We start from the raw sequence: 23,739 nt of genomic DNA, 5'->3' as shown, positions 1-23,739 counted from the left end.
CAGGCGTGTCAGTTTTCATCAAGGTGGCGGGCAATCGCTTCCGGGGTTCGCAGGGTGAACAGATCTCGGATGGTGACCACAGGACCGTACTCGCGGCGGAGCAGCCCGATCAGCCGCACCGCCAGCATGGAGTGTCCGCCGAGGGACACGAAGTCGCTCACCGCGCTCACCTCGTCGTCGTCCAGGTCCAGTGCCTCGGCGAAGAACTCGCAGACCACGGTCTCGGTCTCCGTCTCCGGGCCGCGTTCTCCCGCCGTGGTCAGCGCGCCGAGCGGCCTGGCCTCCGGCAGCGCCTTGGTGTCAGCCTTCCCGTTCACGGTCAGCGGGATGCTGTCGACCTGGGCGAAATGCGTCGGGCGCAGGAAGTCCGGCAGGCCCGCGCCGACTTCGGCGGCGACCTCAGCCAACTCCGCGCCCTCCAGGACGAGATAGGCGGCCAGTCGGTACGCCCCGTCGACCTGCGGGTCGGGCTGGGCGACCGCGGCGGCGAACCGTACGGCCGGGTGGGCGGCGAAGACGGCTTCCACCTCGCCGAGTTCGACCCGGTGGCCGCGGATCTTGACCTGCTGGTCGGTGCGGCCCAGGTAGCTGATGTTCCCGTCGGGACGGCGGACCACCAGGTCCCCGGTGCGGTACATGCGTTCGCCGGGGGCACCGAAGGGGCAGGCGACGAAGCGGTGTGCGGTCTGGGCGCTCTGGCCCAGGTAGCCGCGGGCGATGCCGATGCCCGCCACGTACAGCTCGCCGGGTGCCCCGTCGGGCAGCGGTCGCAGCCAGGGGTCGAGGACGTACACCTCGGTGTTGTCGATCGCCACGCCCACCACCGGGTCCAGGCATTCGAAGGTGCCGACGCCGAGGGTGTTGATGGTGTACTCGGTGGGCCCGTACAGGTTGTAGCCGACCGTCCCCTCGGTCGCGGCGAGCCGCTGCCACAGCGCCGGGGTGACGGCCTCCCCGCCCAACAGCACCAGCGGGGGCCGCTGTTGGGGGTTGTCCAGGAGTCCTTCGGCGATCAGCTGCTGGGCGTAGGTCGGGGTCACGTTGATGACATCGACTTTGTGCTCGGCGCAGTACTCGACCAGCCGGGGCGCGTCGCGGCGCAACTCCTCGTCGCAGATGTGGACTTCGTGGCCGTCGGCGAGCCAGAGCAGCTCCTCCCACGACATGTCGAACGCGAACGACACGGTGTGCGCGATCCGGAAGGTCCGGTGGCCGTGCTCGGCGAGGACCGGTTCGAAGATCCGGCGCTGATGGTTGATCAGCATGTTGGTGAGCCCGGCGTACTCGGTCACCACGCCCTTGGGCTTCCCGGTCGATCCGGAAGTGTAGATCGTGTACGCGGGGTGCCGCAGCCGGTCCGGGTCGTCGGGGGCGAACGTGACGTACGGCTCCGCCTCGGGCAGCGGGCGGTCCAGTTCGATCAGCTCGCCGCTGAGCCGGGGCGAGACGCTGCTCACGGTGAGGATCACCTCGGGCCGCGCGTCCTCCACGATGGTCGCGATCCGCTCGTCCGGGTGGTCCAGCTCCAGCGGTACGTACGCGGCGCCGACCCGCAGTACGGCGAAGAGCGCCGCGATCCAGTCGGGCGAGCGCGGGATGGCCAGGCCCACGGTCGTCTCCGGGCCGATCCCCCGCCCGGCGAGCACGCCTGCCACAGCCCGGCTGCGGTCGCGGAGTTCGGCGAAGGTCATGGTCGCGCCGTCGGCGACGAGGGCGACGCGCTCCGGATGGCGGTCGGCCGCGAGGTCGAAGCGGTCCACGACGGTGTCCGTGCCGACGTCGGTACGTTCGGCGGGCTCGGGGTCCGGTCCAAGGCCCCGCAGAGCGCCCATCCGCCCCGTCGTCGAGCGCGCCACGTCCTCCAGCACGCTCAGGTAGTCGTCCAGGAGGCTGCGGGCGGACTCCGGGTCGCCGTGGCGGTGCTCCAGCTTGACGGTGAGCCGGTCGCCGGGGGTGACGACCCAGGTGTACGGGTAGTGGGTGGAGTCGTCCGCCTGGACGGAGGTGATGCCGTGGCGGGCGTTCATCGCGGCGAAGGCGTCCAGGTCCAGGAAGTTCTGGAGCACGAAGAGGTTGTCGAACAGGGTGTCGAGCCCGGCGGCCCGCTGGATCTCCCCGAGCCCCAGGTGCTCGTGGTCCATCGCCGCGACCCGGGCCGCCTGGACGGCCGACAGGTAGGCGCCGACCGTCTCCTCGGGGCGCGCCCGCGTCCACATGGGCACGGTGTTGAGGAGTACGCCGACGATGTCGCCGTGCCCTTCGCCCTCCCGGCCCGAGACGGTCACGCCGAACACGGCGTCGCTGCGGCCGGTGCGGGCGCCGAGGAGGAGGCCGAACGCACCGGTCAGCACCGAGTTCAGGGTGACCCCGTGGACCCGGGCGGCTTCCCGGAGCAGCTCCGTCAGCTCGGCGGAGAGCGTGTGCACGATCGGCTGCGGCAGCTCCTCACTGAGGGCCGGGGCCGGTCCGGCGAGCAGCGTCGGTCCCGGCAGGCCCGCCAGGTGCTCCGCCCAGAAGCGTTCCCCTACGGCGGGGTCCTTGGCGGCGAGGGTCCGGGCGTACTCCTCGAAGCCCGGCACGGCCGGGGTGGCGTCCCACGGCTCCCCCGCGGCGAGGGCCTCGTACGCCTCGAACAGGTCGCGCAGCAGGATCTCGCGGGACCAGCCGTCCCAGAGCAGCAGGTGGTAGCTGAGCAGCAGGCCGTCACGGCCGCCGGGCAGCCGCACCACGGTCAGCCGGATCAGCGGTGGCTCCCCCGGGTCGAAGCCGCTCTCGCGGTCCCGGGTGCGCAGGGCTTCGACCTCGGCGTCCGTGGTGAGCTCGACGGTGCGGACGTCGACCCGCCGGCCCGCCTTGAGGAGCTGGACCGGGTTTCCGTCGTCGTCGGTGGTGAAGCCCGCGCCGACGACCGGGTGGCGCGCGATCACGTGGGCCATCGCCTCGGCCAGGGCGCCGGTGTCCAGGCGCCGGTCGAAGGTGAACCAGCTCTGCGCGACGTAGTGCCCGGCCGCGCCCGCCATCTGGGCCTGGAAGAACAGGCCGCGCTGGAGCGGGGTGACCGGTGCCGTGCGCTCGGCCGTGGCGGAGGTGTTCGCGATGCGGGCCAGGGCGGTGAGCCAGTGGCCGGTGATCGCGTCGGGGATGCCGTCGGCGAGGGTGAAGGCCGCGTGCAGGCTGCCGGTGGCGTCGTCGGTCCAGGCGTTGACCTCGACGGCGTACGGGCTGTCGCCCTGGCCGCCGCCGGTGATCCTCAGGGCCTCCGACTCGCTTCCCCGGCCGAGGTAGTTGAAGAGGACCTGGGGGCGGGCGGTCAGGAGGGGGGCCGTCTGCGGGTTGAGGTACCTGAGCCGGCCGTAGGCGACGTGCCCCTCCTCGTCCGGCTGGCGGTCGGCGATCTCACGGGCCGCGGCGACGGGGTCGGTGTGCGGGGTGAGCCGTACGGGGGCGATGGAGGTGAACCAGCCGACGGTGCGGGTGTAGTCGTGGTGCTCCTCGGCCGGGACCCGGCCGTGGCGCTCCAGGTCGATCGCCAGGTCGCTGGGGGTGGGCTGGATGTGGGTGAGCGCGGTGCGCAGGGCGCCGCAGAGCAGTTCGGTGAGGCCGACGCCGAGGGCGCCGGGGGCGGTGCGCGTCACGAGGTCGCTGAGGTCGGGCGGGAGTACGACGGTGGTCTCGCGCAGCTCCGTGGGCGCGGCCGTGTCCAGCGGCGGGGCCTGGAGGGTGGTGATCCAGTGGCCGAGGCCGTCGGCCGATTCGGCGGACCGTACGGCGAGGGCTTCGGCGTACTCGGCGTACGGGGTGGTCGGCGGCGGCAGGGCGGCCCCGCTCAGGGCGGTGGCCAGGTCGTCCAGGATGATCAGCCAGGACACCGCGTCGACGGCGAGGTGGTGGACGGTGACGACCAGGGTGCGGGTCGCCGCGAGCCAGGAGAACGCGATGACTTCTCCGGCCTCGGGGTCGAGCCGTCCGGCGGCCTCGTTCGCCGCGGCCGTCGCGTCGGTGGTGCCGGGTGCGGCGACGGTGGCCTCACGGGCGGGGTCGGTGCGCAGGGCCCACACACCGTATTCGACGTGCAGCCGCAGCCGGAGGGCCGGGTGCGCGGCCACGACGGCGTTCGCGGCGCGCCGGATGTCGGCGAGGCCGGTGCCCTCCGCGACGGCCACCGTCCTGGCCTGGGCGAACCGGGCGAGTGATCCGCCCAGTTCACGCCGGCGCAGGATGATGGGCGTGAGCGGCAGCGGGCCGTCCTCGCGGCGGGAGGGTGGTGGCGCGGCGGCCCGGGGGGCGTGCGTGGCCAGGTGACCGGTGAGGGCGCGCGGGGTCCTGAGGAGGAACACGTCGCGGGGGGCGATCGGCAGGCCGAGTGCCCGGGCCCGGTTGATCACGGCGATGGCGACGATGCTGTCGCCCCCGGCGCCGAAGAAGTCGGTGTCGGCGTCCACGGAGGCGCCGGGCAGCGTCTCGGCGAAGATGCCGACGAGGGCGGTGAGTGCGCTCGGTGCGTCGGACCCGCCCGTGGTGTCCGGCGGGCCGTCCTGCTGTGCGGCGCGCTCGGTGAGGGCCTTGCGGTCGAGCTTGCCGTTGACCGTCAGCGGCAGCGAGTCGACCGGCAGCACCCGGCCCGGCACCATGTGCACGGGCAGTTTGGCGGAGAGCCTGACGGTGAGGTCGGCGGGCGCGGCTCCCACGATGTGCGCGACGAGGTGGTCGCCGCTGTCCGCCACAGTGACGGCCACATCGACGACACCGTCCAACTCCCTTATCGCGCCCTCCACTTCGCCGAGCTCGACCCGGAACCCCTTCAGCTGCACCTGGTCGTCGGCGCGCCCCGCGAACTGCAGCTCACCGTCGAGCGTCCGCCGGGCGAGGTCGCCCGTGTGGTACATCCGGGAGCCGTCGCCCGCGAACGGGTTCGCCACGAAACGGCTCGCGGTGAGCCCGGGGCGGCCCAGGTAGCCGAGGGAGACCTGGTCGCCCGCGACGTAGATGGCGCCCACCCGGCCCGGCGGCACCGGCCGGAGCCGGTCGTCGAGCAGATAGGTGGCCAGACCGGGAATGGGGCCGCCTATCGGGCTGATGTCGGTGGAGCCGGCGAAGTCCTCGTCGGTCAGCACCCGGTGGGTGACGTGGACGGTGGTCTCGGTGATGCCGTACATGTTGACGAGTTCGGGCGCACCGGTGCCGTGCCGCTCGACCCAGCCGCGCAGCCGCCCGAGGTCTAGGGCCTCGCCGCCGAAGATGATGCGGCGCAGCGCCGTGGCCGGCCGGTCGGCGTGCAGGTCGGCCTCGATGAACTGGTAGAAGGCGGACGGGGTCTGGTTGAGCACACTCACGCCGCGCTCCTGGACCAGCCGGTGGAAGTCGACGGGCGAGCGGGTCAGCCCGTACTCCGGCACCAGCAGCTCGCCGCCGTGCGCGAGGGCGCCCCACAGCTCCCAGACGGCGAAGTCGAAGGAGAAGGAGTGGAACTGGACCCATACGTCGTCCGGGCCGAAGCCCATGTCCGGACGGGTGTTGGCGAGGAGCGTCGCCACCGCCGAGTGCGGGACAACGACGCCCTTGGGCCGGCCGGTCGAGCCGGAGGTGTAGATGACGTACGCCGGGTCCTGCGGCCTCGGCCCGGGCGCGGCGCTGTCGGCCGGCGGGAGATCGTCACCCTGGACGAGCACCCGGGCCTCCACTCCGGCGCGCTCCAGCAGCCGGGTGAAGCGGTCGCGCTGTTCCCGGTCCACGAGGACGACCTGGGGGGCGGCGTCGGCGAGGATGTACTCCAGCCGTTCGTCGGGGTAGGCGAGATCCAGCGGTACGTACGCGCCTCCGGCGGTGACGACGGCGACGAGGGCGACGACCTGCTCCAGGGAGCGCGGAACGGCGACGGCGACACGGCGGCCGGGGCGGACTCCGGCCGCGCGCAGGGCCGACGCCAACTCGTCCTTCGAAGCGCGCAGTTCTCCGTACGTCATCGAGCGCGTGCTGCCGTCCAGAGCGCACTGGGTCACGGCGGTGGCCGCCGGGTCGCGGTGGGCCGCGGTGTCGAACAGCTCGCCCAGGGTCGTGGGGGCGACCTGCTCCGGGGCGCTGTCGGCCTCGGGGGTCAGCGCGTCCACCAGGGCGTCCGGTCGGCTCAGCAGCTCGGTGAGGGTCCGGGTGAACGTGGACAGGATCGCTTCGGCGCTCTCCCGGCGCAGCAGCTCCCCGTCGTAGATCAGGTTGAAGCGCGGGCGGCCGTCCTGCGACCGCTCGACGACCAGTGTCAACGGGTAGTGCGGGGCGCCCTCGTTGACGATGTCGGCGATGGTGAGGGTGTCGTCCGGCCCGCGCAGGGCGTCCACGTCGGTCGCCACGTCGAACACCACGAGGGTGTCGAAGAGGGAACCCGCGCCGCTCTGCCGGCCGATCCTCGCCAGTGAGACGTGCTGGTGTGCCAGCACCGCGCTCTGGTGCTCCTTCACCGCGGCGAGCAGGTCGTACGCGGTGTCGGTGGCGGCCCAGCGGGCGCGGACGGGAATGGTGTTGATGAAGAGGCCCACCATGTCCCGGATGCCGGGCACCTCGGCGTCCCGCCCGGAGACGGTGGAACCGAAGACGACGTCCCGGCCGCGCAGAATGCCGCCCAGCGTCACCGCCCACGCGCTGTGGACGGCCACGCTCAGGGGGACGCCCGCGGACCGTGCGGCGATGTCGATGTCGTCGGCGGGCTCGGCGGCGATGTCGGCGAACCGCTCCGATGGGGTGTGTCCTTCGGCGACCAGGGAGGGACCGGGCAGACCGGCGAGCTCCTGGCGCCATACGCGGTCGCTCTCGTCCTGGTCCTGTCCGGCGAGCCAGCCGACGTAGTCCCGGTAGCCGCCGACCGGGTACACGGAGCCCGGGGCGTGGTACTCCGCCAGCAGGGTGCGGAGCATCGGCGGGACGGACCAGCCGTCGGCGATGATGTGGTGCACGGTCTGCACCAGGACGCTGCGGCCGGCTCCGGTGCGGATGAGGGTGTAGCGCATCAGGGGGCCGGTGGCGAGGTCGAACCCGGCGCGGCGGTCCCGCTCGGCGAGGTCGCGGATCTCCTCGTCGGTGATGGCGGGGCGGTCCAGCGTGGTGAAGGGCGCGCTTGTGCCGCTCTCGACGACGGAGACGACCCGGCCGTCGGCGAGGGCCGTGAAGCGGGCGGCCAGGTTGGGGTAGAGCGTGAGCAGCCGGGTGGCGGCGGCCGCGAGGCGTTCGGCGTCCACCTCGCCTTCCAGCGTGAGGAGTTGCTGCTCGACGTAGCTGCCCGTGGCGTCGTCGTCGAAGACCGAGTGGAAGTAGAGGCCCTCCTGCAGCGGCGTCAGCGGCAGGATGTCGCTCAGCTCCGCGCTGTCCAGGTCCTCCACGTCGGCCTGGGTGAGCGGCACCAGCGGGAAGTCGCTGGGGGTGTGGCCGCCCCCCTCCAGTGCGGCGAGGGCGGACAGGGCCGCGCCGAAGTAGTCGCCGAGGGTGGCGATGTCCGCGTCGGTGAAGACGCCCTCGGGCCAGGAGATGGTGGTGACCAGCCCGTACGCGCCGTCTCCGTCCGGTTCGGCGATCGCGTTGAACTCCAGGGCGCGCGGCAGGCGCATCCTGGGGTCGCGCTTCTCGCCCAGCTGCCCTGTGGTGCCCGCGAGCTGCCAGTCCCCGGCGGCGCCCGCGTCGAAGCGGCCCAGGTAGTTGAAGAGCACCTGGGGTGCGGCGGCGGTGGGTCCGGTGTCGGTGAGGTAGCGCAGGGCGCCGTAGGAGAGACCGTTGCCCGGTACCCGGGAGAGGTCCTCCTTGACCGCCTTGAGGGCGGCGGCGAGGTAGGCGGGGGCGGTGAGGTCGGGGGCCGTGCCGGGGTCCACGGTCACCGGGAAGAGTGTGGTGAACCAGCCGACCGTACGCGACAGTTCGGGTTCGAATCCGGCCGCGTCCGCCACGAACCGGCCCTCGCGGCCGTGCCCTTCCAGCTCGATGTGGGCGAAGGTCTGTTCCTGCCCGCGGTCGCGGCGCCACCGGGCGAGGGCGACGGCCAGGGCGGTCAGCAGGACGTCGTTGACGCCCGCGTGGAACCTGGCGGGGATCTCGCCCAGCAGTGCGGCCGTGGCCTCGGGTCCGACGGAGACGGTCCGGGTACGCTCCCGGGCCACGGTGTCGGCCTCGGTGAGGGGGCGCCTGCCGATCGGTGCGTCGGCGCCGGGCAGGGCGCGCCCGAAGTACGTGCGGTCCTGGTCGAAGGGCGTGCGTCCGAGGAGCTGGGTCCAGCGCCTGAACGACGTACCGACGGGGGGCAGTTCGACGGGTGCGCCCGAGGTGTGCTGCCGCCAGGCCGTGGCCAGGTCGTCCATCAGGATCCGCCAGGACACGCCGTCGACGACCACGTGGTGGGCGACCAGGACGAGTTGGCGTGCTTCGCGGCGCCAGACGGCGCGCAGCATCACACCGTTGTCCGGGTCGAGCCCTGCGGTGGCGTGTTCGACGCACTCCTCCAGCGGCCCGTCGCTCTCCTGCCAGCCCGCGGTGGCCTGTCCGGCCTGCGGGATGTCGAAGCTCCAGCGCTCGCCGCGCACCAGCCGGGCGCGGAGCATGTCGTGGCGGGCGAGGAGGGCGGTGAGGACGGTGTCGAGGGCGTCGGCGGTCAGCTCCGCCGGGGTGTTCAGGACGACCGACTGCACGAAGCCGTCGATCGCGTCGGTGGTCTCGCCGAGCCACTGCACGATGGGCGATCCCACCACGGAGCCGGTCGCGGTGTCGGCGTGGTCCACGGTGGAGACGTCCTCGCGGCTCGCCACCGCCGCCAGTGCCCCGACCGTGCTGTTGCTGAAGATCTGGCGTGCGGTCACATGGAGGCCCGCCTCCCGCAGGGCGCTCAGCAGGGAGATCGCCAGGATGCTGTCGCCGCCGAGCTGGAAGAAGTCCTGGTCGACGCCGACTTCGTCCACGCGCAGCACCGCCGCGACGGCCGCGCACACCAGGCGCTCGTTCTCGGTGGCGGGAGCCGCGACGGCCCCGGTGGACCGGGAGGGCTCCGGCAGGGCGGCGCGGTCGATCTTGCCGTTCGCGGTGAGCGGGAACTCCGTCAGGACGACGAGGTGGGCGGGCACCATGTACTCGACCATGTGGGCGGTGGCCCAGGCCTTGACGCTGTCCGCCGTGAGCTCCTCGCCGGTGGAGGAGGGGATGACGTAACCCACGAGGTAGGTGCCGCCCGCGCTGTTCTTCCTGGCGACGACGCAGGTGTGGCGTACCCGGGGGTGTTCGGCGAGGGATGCCTCGACGTCCTCGATCTCCAGCCGCATGCCACGGATCTTGATCTGGTTGTCGGCGCGGCCGAGGAAGTCGAGCGACCCGTCCGGGGCGAACCGGGCCAGGTCGCCGGTGCGGTACAGCCGGGAGCCGTCGGTGGCGAAGGGGTTGGCGACGAACCGGGAGGCGGTGAGGCCGGGTGCGCCGACGTAACCGCGCCCCAGCAGGAGGCCGCCCACGTACAGTTCGCCGCCGACACCGACCGGGACCGGGCGCAGTTCGTCGTCCAGCACGTAGAGCTGGGTGTTGGGGTTGGCCTTGCCGATCGAGGTCGACAGGCGCTCGGCCTCGCCCCGGTAGATGACGTGGGAGACGCCGATGGTCGTCTCGGCGGGGCCGTAGCCGTGGTACATGGGGATGTCGAGCCGGGTGCGGAACCGTTCGTACAGCTCCGGGGTGAGCACCTCGCCGCCGCACCACACGTGGCGCAGGCTGTCGAGGCGGCCGGATCCCCCCTCGATCTCCAGGAGGACGTCCAGCATGGACGAGACCAGATAGGTGAAGGTGACGCGGTGCTCGGCGATCACGCTCAGCAGGTGGTGCGGGTCGCGTTCGCCGCCGGGCCGAAGGATCACCAGCCTGCCGCCGGAGACCAGCGGCAGGAAGATCTCGTTGATGGAGATGTCGAAGGAGAGCGGCGCCTTGAACAGTGACGCGTCGTCGTGGCCGAACCGCAGGATCTCGCCCACCTGCCACAGCAGGCGCTCGCTGATCGCCTCGTGGCGGATCATGGCGCCCTTGGGCCGCCCGGTCGAGCCGGAGGTGAAGATGACGTACGCCAGTGAGGTGGCGTGGACCGTCGCCTCGGGCGCCTCGGCCGGGCAGGAGCCGAACGCCCAGTCGTCGAGGTCGACGGCGACGGCGTCCGGCTCGGCCCCGTCGGACTCGCCCGAGCTGTTGAGCTGGAGGACGACCCGGGCGTCCTCGACGACGACGGCCCTGCGGGCGGCGGGCCACTGCGGATCGAGCGGTACGAACGCGCATCCGGCCTGGAGCACGGCGAGGAGTCCGATGACCATGTCGGCGGAGCGGCCGAGCGATATCCCGACGACCTCCTCGGATGCGAGGCCGCGCCGGACGAGGTGATGGGCCAACTGGGCCGATTTATCGGCTGCCTCACGGTACGTCAGGGTCCGGTGCTCATCGATGATCGCGACGGCGTCGGGCCTGGTGCGGGCCTGCTCGCGGAACATCTCCATGATGGTCGGGCGGATGCGGTCGGCCCGGTTGTCGTTCCATCCGGCCAGGGTCGCGATCCGGGCCTCGATGCCGGACGGGCCGATGGTGCCGACGGGCCGGTCCGGGAAGTCGGCCAGATCCTGCAGTGCCAGCCGCGCTTCGGCGGGCCGTACGCCGTCGGGGACGGTGATGCTCAGGCCGTCCGCACCGACCTCCCAACCCGGGCTGCCGCCACCTCCGTTGTCGACCCAGCCTAGGACGTCGGCGAACGAGGTGCCGGGGGTGAGGTCGATGCCGTCGGGGCCGGCACCCGTGGCCCAGTACGCCAGTCCGATGGCGCACGCTTCGGCGATGGTCCGGTCGCCGTATTCGCCGATGCGCCGGCGTACATCGGCGAAGTGGGTGGGAGAGAGAAGAACGTGAGGAGCGGTCGGTTCCGTCATCGAAGACTCAGCACCCTTCCAAGGCATACAAGTTAGCCTAACCTTACTGAGGTTGACCTAACTACCTTCGCGCCACGCGCGCCACAGCCGCGCGTACATGCCGCCCAGAGCCACCAGCTCCTCATGGGTCCCCTCTTCCACCACGCGCCCCGCGTCCAGCACGGCGATCCGGTCCGCCGCCATCGCCTGGGTCAGCCGGTGGGCCACGTACAGCGTGGTGCGGCCCGCGCAGGCGGCCAGTACGGCGCGCTCCAGCTCGGCGGCGCCCTCGCTGCCCGCCTCGGCGGTCGACTCGTCGAGGACCACCACCGGCGAGCGGCTCAACACCAGCCGCGCCAGAGCGACTTGAGCGACCTTGGTCACATCCAGGCGCTCACCGCCCTCGCCGACCTTGGCGTTCAGCCCGCCGGGCAGCGGCTCGACCCATCCGTCGGCGCCGACGGTCCGCAGCGCGTCCATCAGCTGCTCGTCGTTCGCCTCGGGTGCGGCGAGCCGCAGATCGTCGGCGAGCGACCCGGAGAACACGTGGGTCTCCTGGGTCAGGATGCTCACCAGGGAGCGCGCCTCGGCCTCGTCGAGCCCCGCGAGGTCCCGCGTCCCGATGCGTACGGCCCCGGCCTGCGGGATCCCTATGCCGGCGATCAGCGCGGCCAGGGTCGACTTGCCCGCGCCCGTCGCGCCCACCAGCGCCAGCGAACCGCCGGCCGGGATGGACAGGTTCACGTCCCGCAGGACCGGTTCCTCGGTGTCCGGATAGCTGAAGGTCAGGCCCTCCACGGTCACCGCGTGCGGTACGGCCTCGGCCCGGGCGACGGACACGTCACCCACCAGCCGGTCCTCGGCAGGCTCCCCCAGCACCCCGACCAGACGGGTGAGGCTCGCGCCCGACTTCTGCGCCTCGTCGAAGGTGAACATGATGGCGCCCAGCGGAGTGAACAGCCGGTGGAACATCAGCGGGGCCGCCGACACCTCGCCGAGCGTGGCGGCGTCGGCCTCCAGCAGGGCGTACCCCACCACCAGGATCAGGACCAGACCGATGAACTCGGCGCGGTTCTCCCGGCCGACGAACCGGCCGAAGAACCGGAAGACCTCGACGCCCAGGTTGCGCACCCGCCACGACTCGGCGGTGACCTTCTCGCGGACGTCGCCCTCCAGGCGGTACGCCCGTACGGTGTCGATTCCGTTGAGGCCGCTGATCAGCGCCTGCGCGCGGTCGGCCTGGGCGATGCGCTGATCGCGGTAGAGCGGCGCGGACCTGGGCAGGTACCAGCGCAGGGCCAGCGCGTACGCCGGCAGGGCGCAGGCCCCGGCCAGGCCGAGCCGCCAGTCCAGGCCGAACATGCCGAGCGTGGCGATGGCGACCAGCACCCCCGCCGAGAACACCGTGGGGATGGCCTGCCGGATGCCCTTGGACAGCACGGCCACATCGTCGCCGACCCGGGAGAGCACATCGCCCCGGCCGACCTGCTCGACGCGGGCGCTCGGCATCCCCAGCACCGCCCGGACGGCGCTCTCCCGGAGCTGCGCGAGGAGTTCCGCCCCCAGCCGCCCGATCAGGTACGTGGAGGCCGCGGTGGCCGCCGCGCCGAACAGCGCGGCGGCCCCCATCAGCACCCCGACCGTGACGAGCACCGAGCGTGATTCGCCACCGACCACCCCGTCGACCACCCGGCCCAGCAGGAGCACGGGGACCACTTGGAGGGCCGCTCCCGCCACGGTGGTGAGCACGGTGGAGAGGGTCAGCCAGGGGGCTCGGCGGCAGTGTGCCGCGACCCACCCGGTGGCCTCCCTCCCCGTCGCCGTACGCAGCTTCGTCGGGACCGCAGGGGTGTCGGTGACTGTCACGCAATCGCCAGTTCTCGGTGGGGGAAGGGCGGTTCGGCCGTCATCTCTACTTGGCCGACTTGACGAGCTCGTCGATCGCGTACGGCAGGGAGAGCAGCGTGCCCTGGGACATGGCGGCTCCGATCGCGGGGCCCTCGCTGTCCAGGAGGTAGGAGACCTTGCCGTTCTTGACGGCGGGCAGGTTGGCGAAGAGCTCGAACTTCTTCAGCGCCTCCGTGTCCGCCTTGTCGTTGATGACGAAGATGCGGTCGACGTCGACCAGGTCGATGCGCTCGGGCGAGAGCTCGGTGGAGAACTTGCCGTCGGCGATCTTGTCGATCTCGGTCTGGTAGCCGAACCCGGAGCCGGTGACGAGCTGGCCGCGCACATCGGTGGAGGTGAACGGGTACACCGCACCCTTGTACCAGGACAGGGCGACCGCGGTCTGGCTCGCGAACGCGGGGTTGTCCTTCTTGGCCGTGTCGAGCTTGTCCTGGATGCCCTTCACCAGTGCGGTGCCCTCGGTCTCCTTGCCGAGCGCCTTGGCGATGTGGACCGCGTTGTCCTGCCACGGAGCGCTGAAGGGCTCCTTCTCGGCCTTGGTGCGGCCGACGGTGGGCGCGATCTTGGAGAGCTTGTCGTAGGCGGCCTGGTCGACCTCGGAGTAGACCGCGATGATCAGGTCCGGGCGGAGGGAGGCGATCTTCTCGTAGTTGGGGCCCGCGTCACCGTTGTTCATGATGACCTCGGGGCGGGTGTCGCCCCACTGCTCCTTCACCCAGGGCCACTGGGTGTTGATGTCGGGGGTCTGGCCGACCGGGTTCGGGTACTGGTCGACCATGCCGACGGGCTTGATGCCGAACGCCAGGATGGCCTGGTCGTCCGTGTAGCCGACGGAGACGACACGCTTGGGGGCCTTCTCGACCTTCGTGGATCCGAACGCGTGCTCCACCGTGACCGGGAACGCGCCGGCGTCGGCGGCCGGGGCGTCGTCGCTCTTCTTCGCCTCCGTGTCGGAACCGCATCCGGCGAGGAGGCCGACGCCGAGGGTCGCGACGGAAAGTGCCGCGGCCAGCCGCCGCCACGGCTTCACAAGCGTCGTTCGATGGAGAAGCATCCGGAATCCCTTGCTTTCGCGCTGTCCATTGCGCCCCTTTATGAGGGCGAGCAAACCCTATCCCGCCGAAGTGAGGCCAGCCTAGCCTTACTTGATAACATTCCCGCACTCGGACGGAGCCGAGCGAACGGCCAAGTCCCCCTGTTTCGAGCTCACTTCGCCAGCGGGTCGGTCACGGGTTCGAGCCGTACGTGCGTACGTCCGATCGGGACGATGAGCGGCCGGTCGCCCACCGGATCGTCGATCACCTTGGCCTGCAGCCCGAAGGCCTCGTACAGCAGCTCGGCGGTGATCACGTCACGCGGATGCCCCTGCGCCAGGATCGAGCCCGCCCGCATCACGATGAGGTTGTCGCTGTAGCGCGTGGCCAGGTTGAGGTCGTGCAGCACCATGACGACGGTGCACCCCGACTCGTGGAGGTCGTCCACCAGGTCGAGCACATCGATGGCGTGCGCGAGGTCCAGATAGGTGGTCGGCTCGTCCAGCAGCAGCAGATCGGTGCCCTGGGCCAGGGTCATCGAGATCCAGACGCGTTGACGCTGGCCGCCGGAGAGCGAGTCGACCGGACGGTCGGCCAGATCGGCCACCCCGGTCATGGCCAGTGCGCGCTCCACGACACCGGCGTCGTCCGACGACCACTGCCGCAGCCAGCTCTGGTGCGGGTGACGCCCCCTGGCGACCAGGTCGCCCACCGTCAGCCCCTCGGGCGCCACGGGCGCCTGCGGCAGCAGGCCGAGCTTCTTCGCCACGTCCCGGGTCCTGAGTCTGTCGATGTCCTCGCCGTCCAGCACCACCGTCCCCTTGGCCGGCTTGAGCAGGCGCGTCAAGGTGCGCAACAGCGTCGACTTACCACAGCCGTTGGGGCCGATGATCGTGGTGACCACGCCGGGCGGGATGGATACGTCGAGATCGTCGATGACCGCCCGTCCGCCGTAGCCGACCGTGACGCCCCTCGCCGCCAGCCGTGCGACGTCCTCGACCTCGGTCCGGGTCTCGGTGATGAACTGCGCGACCACAAGCGCCCCCTCGAATTAGGCTCGCCTAACCTTATTGCCTCCGGCGGGAGTTCGCCTCAGGACGTTACTTACACGCCCTGGCGGAGGTTCGCCCGTACCAGCAGGTAGACGAGGAACGGGCCGCCGATCGCGGCGGTGACCACACCGACCGGAAGCGTGATGGGCAGCGCTGTCCGCGCGATGAGGTCCGAACCGATCAGGAGCAGCGCCCCCAGCAGCCCGGAGGCCACCATCGGCGGCGTCGGGCACCTCGCCAGCCGCATCGCCACCTGGGGCGCCACCAGCGCGACGAACGGGACGGGGCCCGCCGCGCTCACCGCCACGGCGGCCAGGAGCACCGCGCACAGCAGGAGGACGGCTCGCACCCTCGTGTACCGGACGCCAAGACCGGCGGCCACGTCGTCACCGAGGTGCATCGGCTTGAACTGGAAAGCGGCGGTGGCCACCACGAGAAGAAGGGCCAGTGAGCCCCAGAACGCGATGTGGACCTCGCCCCACGACCGGCCGTCCAGCGAGCCGACCAGCCACGCCTGGGCCCGCGCCACGTCCCTGATGTCGGCCGACACCAGGAGCCAGGTCGTGAGCGCCTGCATCACGGCGGTGACCGAGATGCCGATGAGGATGAGCCGGAAACCGTCGACCCCGCGCCGCCAGGCCATGAAGTAGACCAGCAGGCCCGTGCCCAGACCGCCGAGGAGCGCCGCCGCCGACAGCCCCACCGTGCCCGCGACCGCCGCGGCGGCTCCGCCCGACACCGTCACCAGGAACACCGCGACCGCACTGGCCCCGCTGGTGATCCCGAGGATGTCGGGGCTGGCGAGCGGATTGCGGGCGACGGACTGGGTGATCGCGCCGGACACGCCGAGGGCGATCCCCACGATGAGGCCGGCCAGGGCGCGCGGCATCCGCAGGTCCATCACGACGAACTCGTCGACCTGTTCGCCCTGGCCCAGCAGTGTGGCGATCACCCGCGACAGGCCGATGGGGAAGTCCCCGACGGCGATGGAGAGACAGAACACCAGGAAGGCGGCCCCCGCCAGCACCAGCGAGACCAGGACGAGCCAGGGCCGCCAGACGAACGACACCTGCCCGAGCCGCACGCCCGGCGCCAGCGGTGGGTTCGCGTCCGCCTTGTCCACGCCTGCCCTGTCCATGTCCGCTGCGCTCATGTCCGCCCTGCTCATGTCTGCTCTGCTCATGCGCTCTTGAACTTTCCCCGCCACACCAGGACCGCGAAGAACGGGGCGCCGATGAGGGCGACCACGACACCCGGTTCCAGCTCACCGGGCCGCACCACCAGGCGCCCCACGATGTCGCAGACCAGCAGGACGACGGCGCCGAGCAGACCCGCGTACGGCACCAGCCAGCGGTAGTCGGGCCCGGTCAGATACCGGGCCACGTGGGCGACCATGAGCCCGAGGAACGCGATCGGGCCGCACGCCGCCGTGGCCGCGCCCGCCAGCAGGGTGATGGCGACGATGCCGACGGCCCGGCTCAGCACGATGTTCACGCCCAGCCCGCGCGCCACGTCGTCGCCCAGGTTGAGCAGGTTGAGGGAGGGCAGCATGCTGAGTGCCAGGACGAGCCCGACGGCGATGAACCCGGTCACTGGCCAGATGACGTCGAACCCCACCCCGGCCACGGAGCCCGCGTTGAAGAACCGCAGCGCGTTCAGCGACTTCTGGTCGGTCAGCGCGACCGCGGTGGTCATCGCCATCAGGAAGACCGTGATGCCCTGCCCGGCCAGGGCGAGGGTCAGCGGATTGCCCGCTCCCCTGCCGATGCTCGCCAGGCCGAAGACGACGACACCGGCGAGCGCCGCGCCCACGAAGGCGAACCAGACGTACTGGAACGGGTCGGTGAAGCCGAACACGGCGATCACCGACACCACGGCGAACGAGGCACCGCTGTTCACGCCCAACAACCCCGTGTCGGCAATGGGGTTACGTGTGTACCCCTGGATCAGCGCACCGCCGACGCCCAGGGCGGCCCCCGCCACGATCGCGAGGACCGTGCGGGGCACCCGGACCGTCTGCACGATGAGCCGGATCTCGGTCAGCCGCTGATCGGAGTCCGCCGCCGCGAACAGCCCGTGCCAGACCTCGGCGGGGGTGAGCGAACGGGCACCCACAGCCAACGACAGGGTGGCGACGAGCGCGAGGAACGCCACCAGCGTGCCCAATCCCACGACCCGCCCGCGGCGGATCTCTGTCGCACCCCTGGGCACGGGGCGCTCGACTGCAGTCGTGCTCATATGGACGTACGTTATCCCTATTGATCCACCGAAACCCATGGCCGGGCGGGGGCGCACCCGCCGCCGGGTGCGCCCCTGATGTGCCTACGCGACGGCGCTGCCGGTGCCGTCGGTGACCGGGCGGGCCTCGTCCGAGGTGGATTTGACGCTCCGGTCGAGCAGCGAGTCCAGGATCTCCCCGACCCGTATCGCGGTGTTGGACAGCAGCGACGTCGTGATGCCGTGCGTGTGCTCCGTACCGCCCTGCAGATAGATTCCGCAGCTCAGGGCGGGGTCGGTGGCGATGCGGTAGTCGCGCTCGACCCGGACGCGGCCCTCGTCGTCGAGCAGGCAGCGGTCGGCGACCTCACCGAGGAGTCCGAGCGGGTCGGCGGGGCTGTAGCCGGTGGCGAACACCACGATGTCGGCGTCCAGGGGCGTCTCCTCGCCCGTGACGAGGGATTTCACGGTGGTACGGACGCTGTCGGGCTTCTCCTCGACGTCGGTGACCCGGGACACGTTGAGGAAGCGCAGCCGTTCGGTGCCGAGGACCTTCTCCCGGTACATCTGCCGGTACAGGTCGTCGATCAGGTCGATGTCCACCACGGAGTAGTTGGTGTTCCCGTGATAGGCCATCAGCTGGCTCTTGACGCTGTCGGGCGCTGCGAAGTACTCGTCGACCGCCCCGGGGTCGAAGATCCGGTTGGCGAAGCTGCTGTCGTCGGCGGGGCTGTAGCCGTAGCGGGAGAAGACCGCGCAGACCTCGGCCTCGGGGAAGCGGCGGTGGAGGTAGGCGACGTTCTCGGCGGCGCTCTGTCCGGCGCCCACGACGACGAACCGTGAGGGCGAGGTGCCCTCCAGTCCGTCGACCTTGCGCAGCAGATCGGAGTTGTGCCAGACGCGCTCGCCGCGCCGCACCCCTTCCGGCAGGACGGGCCGCAGCCCGGTACCGATGACGAGGTTGCGGGCCCGGTGCACTTCGAGGCCGCCGCCCGACCGGACGGTCACGTCCAGGTACTCCACGGTGCCGTCATGGACGAAGGGTGTCACGGAGACGACCTCGTGGCCGTACGAGACCATGTCGTCGACCTTGGCCGCGGCCCACTCGAAGTAGTCGTGGAACTCCACGCGCAGGGGGAAGAGGTTCTTGTGGTTGATGAAGTCGATCAGCCGGCCCCTGCTCTGCAGGTAGCAGAGGAAGCTGAATTCGCTGGCCGGGTTCCGGAGTGTCACCAGGTCTTTGAGGAAAGACACTTGCATCGTGGCGTCGTCGATCAGCATGCCGCGGTGCCAGCCGAAGCTCTGCTGCTGCTCGAAGAAGTGGGCGGTGACGGGCTCCTGCCCGCCGACGCGTGTGTTGTGCTCTCTGAGCGCGATCGCCATGGCCACATTGGAGGGGCCGAAGCCGATCCCAATGAGGTCGTGGACCAGTGGTGCGTCGCCAGGATGAACCTGTGACATGTCACTCCCATCGTGCGGGAAAGCCGCCTGTCAGGCGCCGGGGAAGGTAGGCGAGATGGGCACGCCGACAGAGCGGCCCAGCCCGACTTAGGTGAGCCTAAGCTAATTGGATCGGGGCTGTCGATAGGGCAAAGCGGATACCTGGACGACTGATGTCACGTCAATTGAATGACCGGCCAACGTCGTTGTCGGTCGCAGTGAGCTGCGCATGACATGAAGTGACCAGAGTGGCGCGGCGGAGCGGACCTCCGCAGTGCTCGCTGAGTCGACGAGTCGCCGGTGCGACGACGGGGCCTCGCCGTTGGCCTAGAGTGCGGGGGTGCCTTCGTACAGCATTGGCCAGGCCGCAGAGCTGCTGGCCGTGAGTCCGGAAACCGTGCGCCGGTGGGCGGACGGCGGTCACCTCGTGATGGACCGGGGCAGCTCGGGGAACCGGGTGATCGACGGGGTGAGCCTGGCGGCCTTCGCCACGGAGCGTGCCGCCGGCCTGCACCCGGTGCCCGACGGCGGGGCTCTGACATCGGTGCGCAATTCGTTCGCCGGGATCGTCACCGCCGTCAGGATGGACGACATCGTGGCCCAGGTGGAGATCCAGTCGGGTCCGCACCGGCTGGTGTCGCTGATCAGCCGCGAGTCCGTGGAGGAACTCGGCCTCGAAGTGGGAGTGCTGGCGACGGCACGGGTCAAGTCGACCAACGTGCACATCGATCGCCCCGGAAGCCAGGCCTGAGGGCGTCCACACGACCTGGGCCCGGGCCTACCCGTCGGGTGGGCGGATGTGAAGAGGATCCCCTGGACGGGTTCCCAGAAGCCAGGCCGTAGGCGCACAGGGCCTCGCAGGCACGATTCGACGGATCGCCCGCTGGGCATACCTCCCTGGCAGCCGCCCCGCGGGCCGTCCGACTGGGGGATCCTCCATGAGCCGACTCCGTGCGCCACACCCCGCCCCTGCCACACAGCTCGCATCGCTGGCCGTGCTCGGCGATGTCGGCCGCCCCGCCACCCTGACGGTGCCCGACCTGCGCGACGGATGGAAGCAGCACCGGGCGGAGGTCGTCTTCGACTGCGCCACCAGCGGGCCGCAGCGCCATGTGTTCGAGGGGCCCCTGCTGCGCGAGGTCGCCCTCGCCTCACATCCGCTCTTCGACACCCGCCGGCGCAAGGACCGGTCCCGGTTCGCCCTGGCGGTGTCCGGTGGCGACGGGCACCATACGGTGCTGGCGTGGGCGGAGATCGACGCCGATTTCGGCGACGCCCCCGTCCTCCTGGCCACCCGTCTGGACGATGAGGACCTGGACGCGGCCGGCAGCCAGCTGGTGGTGCCCGTCGACCGGTGCGGGGCTCGCTACATCAGCGCCATCACCCGGGTCTGGGTCGGCGCATGGCCGGGGGCACGGTAACCGGCGGCTTCGGGTCAGGACCGGAATCATCGGCCTCGCCGCCCGGCTGAAGTGATGGCGCGATGACACCACGCCCGTTCGGGAAGTGACGCGTTGGCCGGGCTGTATCGCCGCGGCCACGGCGAGGGGCCTCATTTCGGCCCACCTCTCACGACGACGGGCCCACGGGGTGAACAGGCCGGAAGACCGTCTCCGTCACTGATCATCCGGCCACCCGTTTGCGCCGCCACTCCACTTCCGCGGCGGCCATCGGGGCCTGGATGCTGTATACGTCACCGACCCGCAGGTTGTCCGGCGTGCTGTACTCGCCGTAGGTGCCGATGACGGAGACGGCCACATGCGAACCGGGCTGCCAGAAAGTACGGAAGTACGGGGCGTTCCCCGGGCTTTCCGGGACCTCCAGCAGGGGGACCCCGCGCCGCGTCAGCAGACGTTGCAGCTTCTCGAACCGGAGCCGGGGAGTGAACCTCCCGTACCGGGCCCGGAGTTCATCGTTGACGAGGGTGCGGTCCCGGTACGCGAGCCGGTGCACCTGCAGGGTGAAGTGGCTGCCGGACCAGGGGCGGTCCGCGAAAGCGCGGTCCCAGTGGAACTCGGCGAGGCCGTAGTCACGGCACATGCTGCGACTGCCGAAGGTGTTCTCGGCGAAGTCCGGCCCGAGGACCTCGGTGACGCGGTCCGGAGAGTCCGCGGGCCCCACGCCGAGCGTGGTGCCGGTGGTGACGACGTCCACGTAGAACGCCAGGGAATGCGGGGTCAAGGCTGATCCTCGGTGCGGGGTGGTGTGGTGCGGCCCGGTCCGACGTGCGGAAGGGGACCGCCGGGAGGGGACCCTACTGCACCCCCGCCGCTTCACAGCCGACCCGACCTGCCCGAGAACCCGGCCGGGGGCCGCCGCCGAATGGCACGCACCGGACGCGCCCCGGGGGGTGCCGCCCGCTCCGGCCGCGGATGTCGGGGAGAGTATGTGTGCGAGGGGACTCGGAGTCCCGCCGTAGCGGCCCGCAGGGAGACGGCGCCAGTGCCAGGAGAGCGGCCGACCGTGCCTCCTCTCGGGTCACCGGCCCGGGTTCTGGGAGGAGCGCGGCTACCACCTCATCGGCGACGTATGGACCGGCAGGCGCTACGCGTACGAGGACGACGGCGCCGCTCCACTCCCGCGCAGCTGACCCTCAGCCTCCGCCGCGTCCACAGCACCGTCTTCCCCTGACGTATGTGCGGCCTTTTCCCCGACCGGGCCTCGCCTATGTGAGGATGGGCGCGATCTACGGCGGCAGTTGGACGGGGGAACGGGATGACGTTCGGGGTCGATCACGCAGGACCGGACGAGAGTCGCCGGGCCGCCGGTCTCGTCGCGGCTCAGGAGAAGGCGGTCGCCCTCTTCGACGAGACGGCCGCGCGTGGCCTGGTGGCGCCCGGCGTGGGCGAGCGCGAGGTGAGCGACCGCATCCGGGACCTGGCCAACGAGATGTTCGGCACCACCAAGCACTGGCACAAGCGCATCATCCGCTCGGGCCCCAACACCCTGCTCCCCTACCGGGAGAACCCGCCGGACCGGACCATCGGCGAGGACGACGTCGCGTTCGCGGACTTCGGCCCGATCTTCGAGGAGTACGAGGCGGACTTCGGCCGCACCTACGTCTTCGGCGACGACCCGCACAAGCACCGGCTGCTCGACGACCTCCCCCGGATCTTCGACGCGGGACGGGCCTTCTTCGCCGCCGACCCCGCCATCACCGGCCGCCGGCTCCACGCCGAGGTGGAACGTCTCGCGCGGGAGGCGGGGTGGGAGATCGGCATCTGGCACGCCGGGCACCTCGTAGGCGAGTTCCCGCACGAGGTGAACGACGGCGCGAAGGCGGAGTCCTACATCACGCCGGAGAACGACACCCCGCTGCGGCGGACGGACAAGGCCGGGCGGACCTGCCACTGGATCCTCGAAATCCATCTCGTGGACCGGGCGCGGGGCTTCGGCGGCTTCTACGAGCAACTCCTCGATCTGGCCTGAGGATTCGCCCGCACGAGGCCCGTGCAACCCGTGCGATCCATGCGACCCGTGCGGGCCCGCCAGGACCTGGCGAGCCGCCCCCCAGGGTCTCTCAGCGAGCGGTCAGCGAGACCTCGGTGGACTTGACCAGCGCGACGACGGGCGTCCCCACCGCGAGGCCGAGGTCGTCCACCGCGTCCTTGGTGATCGCGGCAGTCAGCTTTCCGCCCTCGACCGCGACCTTGACCGAGGCCATCGCACCGCCCGTCGCGACCTCCGTGACGGTGCCGGGGAAGCGGTTACGGATGGACAGGCCCTCCACCGGGCCGGTCGCCAGCGACACCTCGGTCGACTTCACCAGGATCCCCACCTCGCTGCCCTCCCCGAGCCCGAGGTCCTTCACTGCTTCCAGGGTGATCGCGGCGGTGACGTCCTGGCCGCCTTCGAGGCGGACCTGCACGGTGGCCATGACCTCGCCCGGGGTGACGGACGTGACGGTACCGGCCAACTGGTTGCGGATACTCAGAGCCATGGAGTGCCTCACAGACATGCGGATGTACCGGCCGCGATCTCATCGGCCGTCGCCCTGACGGTAGTACCGAGGAGAAGGCCCCATGGTGACCGCATCGCACCTGCCAGGCAATTGCTGATGGAACACCGCAAACCAGGGCCTGTGATCCCGGCACCCGTGCCAGGGGCGGAAGCCGGGCCTGTGAGGATGACGGAAACGGCCGCCGCCAGGTGCGGGCGGGTAGGCAAGGGAGCATGCGGTGTCGCAGGAACGGTCGGGTCCCGTCGAGCGGATGGAGCACCACCAGATCGCGGTGTATCTCGGGGCCATGGCGGCGGGCGCCCTGGTGGGGTGGGCGGCACCGCCCTTCGGGCCCGGCCTGGAGCACGCCATCAACCCGGTGCTCGGCGCGCTGCTGTTCGTGACGTTCCTCCAGGTCCCGGCCGCCGAGCTGGTCCGCTCGCTGCGCGACGGCCGGTTCCTGTCCGCCGCCCTGGTGGTCAACTTCGTGGTGGTACCGCTGGTGGTCACCGGAATGTTCGTCCTCCTCCCCGCCGACCGGGCCGTACGGATCGGCGTGCTGCTCGTCCTGCTCTGCCCGTGCGTGGACTACGTGATCGTCTTCTCCGGGCTGGCCGGCGGCTCCGGCCGCCGCCTGCTGGCCGCCACACCGCTGCTGCTGGTCGCCCAGATGCTGCTGCTGCCCGGGTTCCTGTACCTGTTCATGGGCTCGGCACTGGCCGACATCGTCGAGACCGGCCCGTTCGTCGAGGCGTTCGTCGTCCTGATCGTCATCCCGCTCGCCCTGGCCTGGGCCCTTCAGGCATGGGCCGCCCGTCGGCCCGCCGGGCGGAAGGTCTCCGACGCCGCGACCACCACGATGGTCCCGCTGATGGCCGCCACCCTCTTCGTCGTGGTCGCGTCCCAGGTCCCCGAGCTCGGCGACAGCCTCGCCGACGTCGCCGCCGTCATCCCGTTCTACGCGGCTTTCCTGATCATCATGGCCTTCGCCGGGAAACTGGTGGCCCGGCTGTTCCGTCTCGACACCCCGGCCTCCCGGGCGGTCGTCTTCTCCGGCGCGACCCGCAACTCACTGGTGGTCCTGCCCCTCGCGCTCGCCCTGCCCGACGCCCTGTCGGTCGCGGCGGCCGTGGTCGTCGCCCAGACCCTCGTAGAAGTACTCGGCATGGTCCTCTACGTCCGTCTCGTCCCCCGTCTCGTCCCCGCCGAGAAGCCCGCGACGGTCCGGGCCGGTTCCTGAGCGCGGCCGGTCCGGC

General features: G+C 71.2%; 13 protein-coding genes. 4 read left to right on the top strand and 9 right to left on the bottom strand.

Annotated features, from left to right (window positions below; all coding sequences use genetic code 11):
- Positions 1–8: 8 nt before the first annotated feature.
- The 7 genes from IE264_RS16300 to IE264_RS16270 all read right to left on the bottom strand — a co-directional run bounded on the left by IE264_RS16300 (position 9) and on the right by IE264_RS16270 (position 18,564).
- The gene (locus IE264_RS16300; protein WP_032754322.1) at positions 9–10,913 is read right to left on the bottom strand and encodes a non-ribosomal peptide synthetase; all 10,905 of its coding nucleotides are present in this window, start codon (positions 10,911–10,913) and stop codon (positions 9–11) included.
- Between the two features lie 57 nt (positions 10,914–10,970).
- Positions 10,971–12,758 (bottom strand): ABC transporter ATP-binding protein, encoded by a 1,788-nt coding sequence (locus IE264_RS16295; RefSeq protein ID WP_032754320.1) that lies wholly within the window; start codon positions 12,756–12,758, stop codon positions 10,971–10,973.
- A 46-nt stretch (positions 12,759–12,804) separates the two neighbouring features.
- The gene (locus IE264_RS16290) at positions 12,805–13,854 is read right to left on the bottom strand and encodes an iron-siderophore ABC transporter substrate-binding protein (protein ID WP_015606801.1); all 1,050 of its coding nucleotides are present in this window, start codon (positions 13,852–13,854) and stop codon (positions 12,805–12,807) included.
- Between the two features lie 152 nt (positions 13,855–14,006).
- The gene (locus IE264_RS16285; RefSeq protein ID WP_015606802.1) at positions 14,007–14,870 is read right to left on the bottom strand and encodes an ABC transporter ATP-binding protein; all 864 of its coding nucleotides are present in this window, start codon (positions 14,868–14,870) and stop codon (positions 14,007–14,009) included.
- Positions 14,871–14,938: 68 nt separating this feature from the next.
- Positions 14,939–16,039, bottom strand: a complete 1,101-nt coding sequence (locus IE264_RS16280) for a FecCD family ABC transporter permease (RefSeq protein ID WP_015606803.1) — start codon at positions 16,037–16,039, stop codon at positions 14,939–14,941.
- 26 nt (positions 16,040–16,065) lie between these two features.
- Positions 16,066–17,124 (bottom strand): FecCD family ABC transporter permease, encoded by a 1,059-nt coding sequence (locus IE264_RS16275; RefSeq protein WP_190167652.1) that lies wholly within the window; start codon positions 17,122–17,124, stop codon positions 16,066–16,068.
- An 84-nt stretch (positions 17,125–17,208) separates the two neighbouring features.
- A complete protein-coding gene (locus IE264_RS16270) occupies positions 17,209–18,564 on the bottom strand; it encodes a lysine N(6)-hydroxylase/L-ornithine N(5)-oxygenase family protein (RefSeq protein WP_015606805.1) in 1,356 nt (451 codons plus the stop codon).
- 319 nt (positions 18,565–18,883) lie between these two features.
- Here IE264_RS16270 and IE264_RS16265 point away from each other — a divergent pair, with 319 nt between their 5' ends.
- Together IE264_RS16265 and IE264_RS16260 are read left to right on the top strand one after the other, a co-directional pair.
- Positions 18,884–19,294, top strand: a complete 411-nt coding sequence (locus tag IE264_RS16265) for a TOBE domain-containing protein (protein WP_015606806.1) — start codon at positions 18,884–18,886, stop codon at positions 19,292–19,294.
- 187 nt (positions 19,295–19,481) lie between these two features.
- Complete coding sequence (locus IE264_RS16260) at positions 19,482–19,964, top strand: molybdopterin-binding protein (protein WP_032754312.1); 483 nt, start codon at positions 19,482–19,484, stop codon at positions 19,962–19,964.
- A gap of 202 nt (positions 19,965–20,166) precedes the next feature.
- On the opposite strand, the gene IE264_RS16255 is transcribed toward IE264_RS16260, so the two are convergent.
- Complete coding sequence (locus IE264_RS16255; RefSeq protein ID WP_032754309.1) at positions 20,167–20,724, bottom strand: hypothetical protein; 558 nt, start codon at positions 20,722–20,724, stop codon at positions 20,167–20,169.
- 534 nt (positions 20,725–21,258) lie between these two features.
- On the opposite strand from IE264_RS16255, the gene IE264_RS16250 reads away from it, so the two are divergent.
- Positions 21,259–21,972, top strand: coding sequence for a M24 family metallopeptidase (locus tag IE264_RS16250; protein WP_032754306.1), 714 nt, complete (start codon positions 21,259–21,261; stop codon positions 21,970–21,972).
- A 91-nt stretch (positions 21,973–22,063) separates the two neighbouring features.
- On the opposite strand, the gene IE264_RS16245 is transcribed toward IE264_RS16250, so the two are convergent.
- Positions 22,064–22,483, bottom strand: coding sequence for a TOBE domain-containing protein (locus tag IE264_RS16245; RefSeq protein WP_032754303.1), 420 nt, complete (start codon positions 22,481–22,483; stop codon positions 22,064–22,066).
- A gap of 238 nt (positions 22,484–22,721) precedes the next feature.
- Between IE264_RS16245 and IE264_RS16240 the strand changes: the two genes are divergently transcribed.
- Positions 22,722–23,723, top strand: a complete 1,002-nt coding sequence (locus tag IE264_RS16240; protein WP_032754301.1) for an arsenic resistance protein — start codon at positions 22,722–22,724, stop codon at positions 23,721–23,723.
- The last annotated feature ends 16 nt before the right edge of the window (positions 23,724–23,739 follow it).

The organism is Streptomyces microflavus, assembly GCF_014650075.1.
In the GTDB taxonomy this organism is placed as follows: domain Bacteria; phylum Actinomycetota; class Actinomycetes; order Streptomycetales; family Streptomycetaceae; genus Streptomyces; species Streptomyces microflavus.
The sequence above is the reverse complement of the archived record's forward strand: the minus strand, read 5'-3'. Positions and strand labels throughout refer to the sequence as shown.